Raw genomic sequence first — 5,607 nt, 5'->3', positions numbered from 1 at the left:
CATCAAGCCCGGAACCCCCAGCATCGAATCAGGATTGAACACCAGCGGATCGATAAACTCGTCGTCGACCCGGCGATAAATCACGTCTACGCGCTGCGGGCCTTCGGTGGTGCGCATGAACACGACATCATCGTGCACAAACAAATCGCTGCCTTCCACCAATTCGATGCCCAATTTGTCGGCCAGAAAACTATGTTCATAAAAGGCGCTGTTGTACTGGCCCGGCGTGAGCAGCACGCAGGTGGGCTGGCTGCCGCGCTGCCGGCGCGGGGAGACGCTGGCCAGTGTTTGCAGCAGCATCTCCGGATATGTTTCCACCGGCGCCACCTTCACCTGATCGAACAGGTCAGGCATCAGTTTCAGCATGACTTCGCGGTTTTCCAGCATGTACGACACACCGGACGGCGTGCGTGCATTGTCCTCCAGAACGAAAAACTCGTCTGGGCCGGTGCGCACCAGATCGATGCCGGCAATGTGCACCCAGATCCCGCCCGGCGGTGACTTGCCCACCATATGCAGGCAATAGGCTGGATTGAGCAGCACCAGTTCGGACGGCACGACGCCCGCCTTCAGGATGTTCTGCGCGCCGTAGATATCGGCCAGAAACATGTTCAGCGCGGTCACACGCTGTTTCAGGCCGCGCTCCAGCCGGTCCCACTCGGGGCGAAGCAGGATGCGCGGCACGATATCAAACGGGATCAACCGTTCAGACGCCTGCGCATCGCCATAGACCGCAAAGGTAATCCCGATGCGCCGAAAAAACAGCTCGGCCTGGGCGCGGCGTGCCGCCATCAATTCAGGCGGTGATGCGGCCAACCATGAGTGGATCGCACGATAGGCTGATGTCACGCTGTCCGGGGATTGGCTTTTGTAGCCGTCACCGGAGCCGAACATCTCGTCAAAAGCCGGCAAAGCCTGCATTGCGCCTCCCGCATGTCATTTCGTTACGTTTGAGGGCGGCGGCGCGGCATGGCAAGGACATATTCGCGTATGGCCTGCCCCCCGTTGCTTGCCTCAACCCGGCAATCAGATCAGCCCGGCGGCGCGCATCGAGACATGGCCGCCGGCGCCGATGATGACATGATCGTGCACGCTCAGGCCCAGATGGCGCCCGGCTTCGATGATGGCGCGGGTCATTTGTATATCGTCGCGGCTAGGCTGGGGGTCTCCCGATGGATGATTGTGCACCAGCACAACGGCCGCAGCGCCCAGATCGAGCGCGCGCTTGACGATTTCGCGAGGATACACCGGCGCTGCATTCACGGTGCCATCGTTCATCACCTCATCGCGGATCATGATGTTGCGGTTGTTCAGGAAAATCACGCGAAACTGCTCGGTGGTGCGCTGCGCCATGCTGGCATGCAGATAGTCCAGCAGCGCCTGCCAACCGCTCAGCACCGGCCGATCAAGCGCCTTGGTACGAAGCGCCCGCAGCATCACCGCCTCGACAAACTTGATTGCCGCCGCCGTGCCGTCGCCCAGGCCATCAACCCGCTTCAATTCCTCTGGCGTGGCCGCAATCAACGCAGCCAGGCTGCCGAATTCATCGATCAACCGTTTGGCCAATGGCTTGGTATCCTGCCGCGGGATGGCCAGCGCCAGCAGATATTCCAGTAGTTCATAGTCGGCAAAGCCGTCGCCGCCGCCGGCCAGCAAGCGGCTGCGCAATCGTTCGCGGTGACCGGCGGAGGAGGGGGCGTCACTGTTCATGGGGACCCAGTCTATCGCCAGCTGCCGCCATCACCAAATGGCTTGTTGGCACCGGGCGGCCATGCGATGTTTGCAAAATCATCTGGGAGAATTGGCCATGCTCAAGGTGGATCGTGTGTTCGGGGAAAAATTCCTCATTGCCGTCGACAATTTCTATTCCTACGGCGTGCACCTGCTGTTCAACGAATGGTGGGAAACGGCCCCGCAAGACGCCATCGACAAATATGTGGCCGCCATCACCGAACATCCCGAGCAGGGTCCGCTGGCCGCTGCCGGTTGGATGGCGCCGCCGTTCAGCCTGTCCCAGCTGGCCGATTGCGCGCCGGGCACGCTGGGTGCTGTCTGGAGGGAGCATATGGTCACCAACGGCCTCGCCGAACAACTGGCTGTAGGGTACGCCGGGCTGACGGCTGATTTCGAAGCCAGCGGCAAGCTGGCCCGCCTGCCAGCCGTGTTGAAATACAAGGTGTTACGCGGCTATCAGACTCACGATCTGCACCATGTGCTCACCGGCTACACCACCCATCCCTTCAATGAGCTGGCCCTGCAGGCCTTCAGCCTGGCGCAGATGGACTATCCTTATTCTGCGATGACCCTGTCCGTGATCCTGAGCCATGCCACGCTGGTCGATCCCTGGCTGATCCAGCCGGCGATGGATGCCATCACCGACGGCTGGGCGCTGGGCCGGCGGGCGCGGTCCATCCAGTTTATCGATTTCGAAAACCAGGTGCACCGCCCGCTGGCCGACATTCGCGCCGACTATGGATTGACCCGCGAAACGCCATTCGTGCCGGTGATGCCCAAGGTCTCGGAACTGGTGGCACAGGAACTGGTGGTGCAGGAAAAAATGCGCGAGGGCGTTTCGGCCTGATCAGGCCGGCAGCAACAATTCGGCGTTGCCCACAAAAAAGCCTTCCAGCGCGGCGTCCCCCAACGGCGCAATGTCGGCAGCCATGATGCCGATCGGATCGGTGCCGCCTTCGGGATGCGGGAAATCGGTGGAAAAAGCATAGATTTCCGGCATGCCGTATCGCTCGATCTGGCGGGCGGTCTTTTCAAAGAAAAACGGCGTCACACGGATCTGGTCACGGAAAATCTGCGTCGGCCGGCGGCTGAGTGCGCTGCGCACGCGGCCGGAAATATCCATGCGGTGTTCCAGAAAATCAACAAACGGCCCAACCCAGGTGGCGCCCAGTTCGATGATGCCCACACGCAGATCGGGGTGGCGTTCGAACACCCCACCAAAGATCATGCAGGTCAGATAATTCTGCACCGACAGATGCATCGTCGCCAGCATGTGTGGGCCGACCGGCTCACCCGTTGAAAAGCTGCCGGGCTTGAGCAGATCGGCATTTTGCCAGACATCGGTGCCGAAAAAGCCCTGCTGGCCGCCGATATGGAAGGTGATCGGCACGCCGGCCTTGGCCAGCATCGCCCACAGCGGATCAAGTTGCGGCGCGGCGGGTGAAAAGCCGCCGGGGGCCACGCCATCCTGAATGAACACCGCGCGAGCACCGCCGGCGATCACTCGTTCGGCTTCGGCAATGGCGCCGGCAATCGTCGTCATGTTGAGCAGCGCGGTCGGGCGCAAACGGCCCTTGCCAGCCTTGGTCCAGTGCAGCACCGCATCATTATATTCGCGCAGCACCGCGCCAGCATTTGGTGCATCCGACCACGCCGGAATGGCCAGCACGACCTGCGGAAAAATCAACTGCCGATCGATACCCATCATGTCCATGGTCGCAAGCCGGCCTTCAACGGTCGAAGCTCCCGGCGCTGCCGAGCCTTTCTTGTGCCAGATCGTCTTGGTGGTGCGCTCAGGCTCGGCGGCGTCATCGAAAAACGGATTGCCGATGAACATTGCGCCCATCCGCGCCGTTTGCTCGCCAAACACATCCCCCCACTGCGATACAGCCACCTGCAAATGGCTATCGAGATCGTTGATGCGGCCGTGGACCGAAGGGATCATTGAGGTCATTCAAAATATCCTGCCTAACGCTGCAATCCAATCTCGCACGGTGATGTGTCGGCAGCAACGCCCGATAACGACAGGGCAGGCGGCAAATTGCATGCCTGTTCAGCGCCGCGGTGGGCACAGCGCTGGACAGGCATGGCAGTTGTCAGGCTTATGCAGGTGCTGCCCATCCGGCTGGCGGCGCACGTCCCCGAAAGGCCAAGGATGCAGCCAGAAACATTCCGCACCCCAGAGCGCCGCTGCTCATGATGATCGAATTGCTGGCGGCAACTGCAATGGTGCTGGCAACGGTCTTCATTCATGCCGTCGGCCTTGTCTGGCTGGGCAGGCTGACTCGGTATGAGGCTCGGGAGGAGCACAAGCAGCACATCCGGCCGTTGTCGCTTGCTGGCGTTTCATTCACCATGGCGGTGGTGCTTGGCCTGTTTGTGCTCCACGGCATCGAAATCTGGTTGTATGCGGCGCTTTATCTTGAGCTTGGGGCGATCGAAACATTGCGCACCGCCGTGTATTTTTCCACCCAGACTTATGCTGCCATCGGCTTTGGTGCGGATCTGCTCGATCCGCAATGGCGATTGCTGGCGGCCATCGAAGGCATCAACGGCGTCATCCTGCTCGGCTGGTCAACGGCGTTCTTCGTGAACGGGATGCGGCGGCTGGGGCATTTCTGAACGACGAAGAACTACGCTACCGCGGCGCGTTCATATTTGACACTTTTGACGATTCGGGCTGGATTCAGCGTTCGTTTTCCCTCGAAAACGCCCGGCACAGATGCGCCGAGCAAAGCCATGATGACAGGCTTTGCCGGTGTAGGACAGGCGCGGCGCCGGTTCAGGCTGTGGGCCTTGAAGCGTGGGGATAGATCATGAATCCCGGAATAACTGTTCCACGTTCCGCAATTGACCGGTGACGCCGGGCCGGGAAGGTCGCATAGTCAGCCACGGACATGGGTCCGTTCAGGAGACAGACGATGGCCAAAGGTCAGGCAAAATCCAACAAGGAAACCCGCAAGCCCAAGAAGGAAGCGCCCAAGAAGGTGAGCCAGGCCAACCCGTCGACCAAGTGAATTTCCGCTGCGTTGCCGGTTGGTTTTGGCGCAGATGTTCCTGAGGCGCCAGCGCAGGCGTCAACTTCGTTCTTCGCGGCGGGCAGGGGTGACCCCTGCACAAGTTTATTCTGGGCATGGCGCACCATCTCCATCGGCACGCTTGGTGGGGTTGTAGGTTACAAAGTTTACAATTTGGTCTTCATGCGCGGGCGCGTCCTTGGACGATGGCGCGTCACCTTTGCGCCGACCGCAGCATACCCGCATCAGCCGCGTGTAGGACAGGCCATCGCTGCGCCTTGCGCGGCCCTTCCCCTGTCAGCTCGTCCGCAGGCGTCAACTTCGTTCTTCGCAGCGTCGGGGGGGGGAGGGGATTGAGTATAGTGTCCCCGGAACTGACGCAGCAATATCGGCTGGTCTATCGCGTCAGCGGCACTGTGCAGGCGCTGGAGATTGCATAATGTCGATATCATTGTTGAACAGGGCCGAAGACGCCGATCCGACGCCGGATAGTGCAGAGCTGAGAATATGTTATGCTTTCCATTCATTCAAGGGGAGCTGGAAATGAAAATCAGATTTCTGCTATGTCTCGCAATGGCTTCGCCTAGTATCGCAGCGCCCGCAACAACGGCCGACAAAATTGCCGTGCCAAAACGCGAAAGCAAAGCGACCATTGATTACATGTGTGGCAACGTCAAATATCGGCTTTCTGTTGGGACAGGGAAGAATGGCCGATGTGGTTCAGGTGCTGTAGTCGCTGAATGCAAGGACGATAGCGGCAACAGCGCCAAGGTGACATGCGGCCAAGGTTGCCAGGCATCCGGTAATGGAAGTTGCACCATACCCTGACGAACAACAGCGTCGCTGGTTCGCCCTT

The 5,607-nt window shown here is 60.1% G+C and carries 6 protein-coding genes; 2 read left to right on the top strand and 4 right to left on the bottom strand.

Features of this window, described 5'->3' with window-relative positions:
• A partial coding sequence (locus tag ABWP50_RS13080) for a circularly permuted type 2 ATP-grasp protein (protein WP_353218427.1) occupies window positions 1-921 on the bottom strand: 921 nt, incomplete at its 3' end.
• A 105-nt stretch (window positions 922-1,026) separates the two neighbouring features.
• Window positions 1,027-1,710: a RadC family protein gene (radC, locus tag ABWP50_RS13075; RefSeq protein ID WP_353218426.1), complete on the bottom strand. Its 684-nt coding sequence runs from the start codon at window positions 1,708-1,710 to the stop codon at window positions 1,027-1,029.
• A gap of 106 nt (window positions 1,711-1,816) precedes the next feature.
• Between radC and ABWP50_RS13070 the strand changes: the two genes are divergently transcribed.
• Entirely contained in the window at window positions 1,817-2,581 is a 765-nt protein-coding gene (locus tag ABWP50_RS13070; protein WP_353218425.1) for a Coq4 family protein, read from the top strand.
• On the opposite strand, the gene ABWP50_RS13065 is transcribed toward ABWP50_RS13070, so the two are convergent.
• A complete protein-coding gene (locus tag ABWP50_RS13065; protein WP_353218424.1) occupies window positions 2,582-3,679 on the bottom strand; it encodes an amidohydrolase family protein in 1,098 nt (365 codons plus the stop codon).
• A 251-nt stretch (window positions 3,680-3,930) separates the two neighbouring features.
• On the opposite strand from ABWP50_RS13065, the gene ABWP50_RS13060 reads away from it, so the two are divergent.
• Entirely contained in the window at window positions 3,931-4,356 is a 426-nt protein-coding gene (locus ABWP50_RS13060; RefSeq protein WP_353218423.1) for an ion channel, read from the top strand.
• Between the two features lie 1,068 nt (window positions 4,357-5,424).
• Here the strand turns inward: ABWP50_RS13060 and ABWP50_RS13055 are convergent.
• The coding region (locus ABWP50_RS13055) for a hypothetical protein (protein WP_353218422.1) at window positions 5,425-5,607 on the bottom strand (183 nt) is incomplete at its 5' end.

Source organism: Sandarakinorhabdus sp. (genome assembly GCF_040398645.1).
GTDB lineage: Bacteria > Pseudomonadota > Alphaproteobacteria > Sphingomonadales > Sphingomonadaceae > Sandarakinorhabdus.
Note: the sequence above shows the minus strand (reverse complement) of the source record. Positions and strands in the feature narration are given on the sequence as shown.